This window comes from Stenotrophomonas sp. 2YAF22, assembly GCF_052114665.1.
In the GTDB taxonomy this organism is placed as follows: domain Bacteria; phylum Pseudomonadota; class Gammaproteobacteria; order Xanthomonadales; family Xanthomonadaceae; genus Stenotrophomonas; species Stenotrophomonas indicatrix.
Genome location: NZ_JBFRFE010000485.1, coordinates 1 through 3366 on the forward strand (window position 1 = coordinate 1; position 3366 = coordinate 3366).

Below are 3366 nucleotides of genomic sequence, written 5' to 3' on the forward strand. Positions count from 1 at the left end.
GGTCAACTACACCCGGCTGGATGACCCGCAGGAGCTGATTGTCGCTTGCCAGGGCAGGCCGATCAGCGAGGACGATGAAGTGCGCGTGGTCGACGACCACGACCAGCCCGTTGCCGAAGGCGAGGTCGGGCATCTGCTCACGCGCGGTCCGTACACTATCCGCAGTTACCACAATGACGCGGCGGCCAACGCGCGCTCGTTCACCGACGACGGCTTCTACCGCACCGGCGACCGCGTGCAGCAGCTGCCCGGCGGCTATCTGGTGGTGCAGGGCCGTGCCGGCGACCACATCAACCGGGCGGGCGAGAAGATCTCCGCCGAGGAGATCGAAGACCATCTGCTGGCCCATCCCGGCGTATTCGACGCCGCCGTGGTCTCCATTCCTGACGACTACCTGGGCGAGCGCAGCTGTGCCTTCGTGATCCAGCAGGGCGAGGCGATCAAGGCGCCGGCGCTGAAGGCGTGGATGCGCGGGCGTGGCCTGGCCGCGTTCAAGGTGCCCGATCAGATTGTTTTCGTGGACAGTTTCGACACCACGGCGGTTGGCAAGATCAGTCGCCGCGAACTGCGCGCGCAGCTGCGCGCGCGTCATCTGCAACAGACAGGAGGAACGCGCTGATGGCGCTGCCCCGCATTACCCCGTATTCCCTGCCGACCGCTGCGGAACTGCCGCAGGCGCGAGGCGCCTGGCGCCCCCAGCGTGATCGTGTTGCCTTGCTGGTACACGACATGCAGCGCTATTTCCTCGCCGCATTCGACGCCGGCAACGCGCCGCTGCAGCCGGCGGTGGACAACATCGCGCGCCTGCTGGGACATTGCCGTACGCACGGCATTCCGGTGTTCTACACCGCCCAGCACGGCGACCAGGACCGCCGCGACCGCGGCCTGCAGGCAGACCTGTGGGGCCCGGGCATGGGCCGGCGTGCCGACCACGAGCCGATCATCGACGCACTCGCGCCGCAGCCGGGCGAGCATGTGCTGGTCAAGCACCGCTACAGCGCGTTCCAGCGCAGCAATCTGGAAACGCTGATGCGCGTGCGCGGCCGCGACCAGTTGCTGATCACCGGCGTCTACGCGCACATCGGATGCACCGCGACGGCGGTGGAGGCGTTCCAGCGTGACATCGAGACGTTCATCGCTGCCGATGCCGTGGCCGATTTCTCGCGTGCCGACCATGACCAGGCGCTGCACTGGATCGCCCGCACGTGCGGCGTACCGATGACCACCGACCAGCTGCTGGAGGCAATGTGATGAACGCGACGACCGAAACCTTGACCCTGGAGCGCATGCGCGCCGACGTCGCCCGCGTGCTGGACTGCCACGCGGCGGACATCGGCGATGATGACAACCTGATCGATCTGGATCTGGATTCGATGCGCATGCTGGGGCTGGTGCTGGCCTGGGGCAACACCGGGCTGCCACTGGAGTTCGCGCAGCTGGCTGAGCACACCACGCTGCGCCAGTGGTGGGCGGTGGTGCAGCAGCTGCAGGCCGCGCAGACGGCATGAGCGGATCGCCGCTGCCGCTGACCGAGGCGCAGGCAGGGCTGTGGTTTGCCCAGCGGCTGGCACCGCAGAATCCTGCATTCAATACCGCGCACGCGGTGTGGATCGAGGGTTCGCTGGATGTGCCGGCGTTCACCGCTGCCGCCAACCAGGCCGCCGTCGAGGCCGAGGCGCTGGCGTTGCGTTTCGCCGAGGCCGAGGACGGCCAGCCCGTGCAGTGGCACGAGCCCGCGCGGGTGCCATTGCTGCAGCTGCGCGATGTCGCCGCGGCCGATGATCCGCAGCAGACGGCGCGTACGGCGATGCTGGCTGACCGCTGCAGCGCGGTCGACCCGACCCGCGACCGGCTGAGCCAGCAGGTGCTGTTCGACCTGGGTGGCCAGCGCTGGGCCTGGTACCTGCGCGTGCATCACCTGGCCACCGATGGCTATGGCATGGCGCTGTTCACTGACCGCGTCTGCGCCCTGTATGCGGGCCGCACCGGTAGTGCGCTGCCAGGGTTGGCGGGCGTGCTGGCCGATGATGCCAGCTACCGCAGTGATGCGCGCCGCGACGTCGACCGGCAGTGGTGGTTGCAGGCGCTGCAGGGCGCCCCGGCCTCCACCGGCCTGGCCGGCACCGCCGCGGCCAGTGACGATGCACTGCGCTGGGTGCAGCCGGTGGACCCCGCCTTGCGCGAGCGCCTGCTGCAGGTCTCGGCATCGTGGCTGCAGCCGTGGCCGGATGTGCTTGCCGCGTTGGCCGCCGAGTATGTGCGTCGCATGAGCGCGTCCGAGGAAGTCGTGCTCGGGGTGCCGTACATGGCGCGGCTTGGCAATGCGGCGGCGCGGGTGCCGGCGATGGTGATGAACGTGCTGCCGCTGCGGGTAGCGGGCGGCGAGGGCGGCGTCGAGGAATTCTGCCGGCGCATCGGGCGCCAGCTCAGCCAGAGCCGCAAGCATGGGCGCTACCGTGGCGAACAGCTGCGTCGTGACCTCGGCCTGGTCGGTGCACAGCACCGTCTGCATGGGCCGTTGATCAACGTACAGCCGTTCTACAAGCCGCTGGCGCTGCCGGGTGTGCAGGCCTCACTGGAAGTGCTGAGCACCGGCCCGGTTGACGACCTGACACTGGGCTTCCGTGGCGATGGACAGACCCTGCTGGATCTGGAGGTTGAAGCAAACCCGGCCCTTTATGGGCTGGATGACATGAAGGCGCATGCCCGGCGGCTGCTGCATTTCGTGTCGGCCGCGCTGCTGGCCGAAGACATCGCGACGGTGCCGCTGGCCACGCCGGAAGAATCGAAGCAGGTCGTGCATGGTTTCAATGCCACCACGCATGCGCTGCCTGACACGACCCTGGTCGAACTGCTGCAGCAGGGCATGGACCGCGATCCGTCGGCAGCGGCGCTGGTGTTCGGCGATACGACGCTGGACCATGCTGCGCTGGAGGCGCGCAGCTTCGCCCTGGCCGCGCAGCTGCGCTCGCTGGGCGTGGGCCCGGGCACGGTCGTTGCCGTAGCGCTGCCGCGTTCGCTGGAACTGGTGATTGCGTTGCTGGCGGTGCTGCGTGCAGGCGGCGCGTACCTGCCACTGGACCTTGCCCATCCCGCGGAGCGCCTGGCGCGGATTCTGGCGTCGGCGCAGCCGGTCTGCGTATTGGCAGAGGCCCGCGTGCAATCCCGTCTTTCAGATGTGCCGGTGCTGCCGCCGGAGCAGTGGACCGACGTGAGCTTTGCCGCACCCTGGCCGGGCCCGATGGGCGACGATGCGGCCTATGTGATCTATACCTCCGGTTCGACCGGCGAGCCCAAGGGCGTGGTGATCGAACACCGCGCCATCGTCAATCGCCTGCTGTGGATGCGCGAGCACTATGGCATGGG

General features: G+C 68.6%; 4 protein-coding genes. All 4 read left to right on the plus strand.

Annotated elements, in window-relative coordinates:
• A partial coding sequence (locus AB4Y84_RS16875) for an AMP-binding enzyme (protein WP_442250494.1) occupies positions 1 to 619 on the plus strand: 619 nt, incomplete at its 5' end.
• On the plus strand, positions 619 to 1251 hold the full coding sequence (locus tag AB4Y84_RS16880) for an isochorismatase family protein (RefSeq protein ID WP_025878587.1): 633 nt from the start codon (positions 619 to 621) through the stop codon (positions 1249 to 1251). The genes AB4Y84_RS16875 and AB4Y84_RS16880, both read left to right, overlap by 1 nt.
• Entirely contained in the window at positions 1251 to 1508 is a 258-nt protein-coding gene (locus tag AB4Y84_RS16885; RefSeq protein ID WP_088100136.1) for a phosphopantetheine-binding protein, read from the plus strand. Before AB4Y84_RS16880 ends, AB4Y84_RS16885 begins: the two co-directional genes overlap by 1 nt.
• A partial coding sequence (locus tag AB4Y84_RS16890; protein ID WP_442250495.1) for an AMP-binding protein occupies positions 1505 to 3366 on the plus strand: 1862 nt, incomplete at its 3' end. The genes AB4Y84_RS16885 and AB4Y84_RS16890, both read left to right, overlap by 4 nt.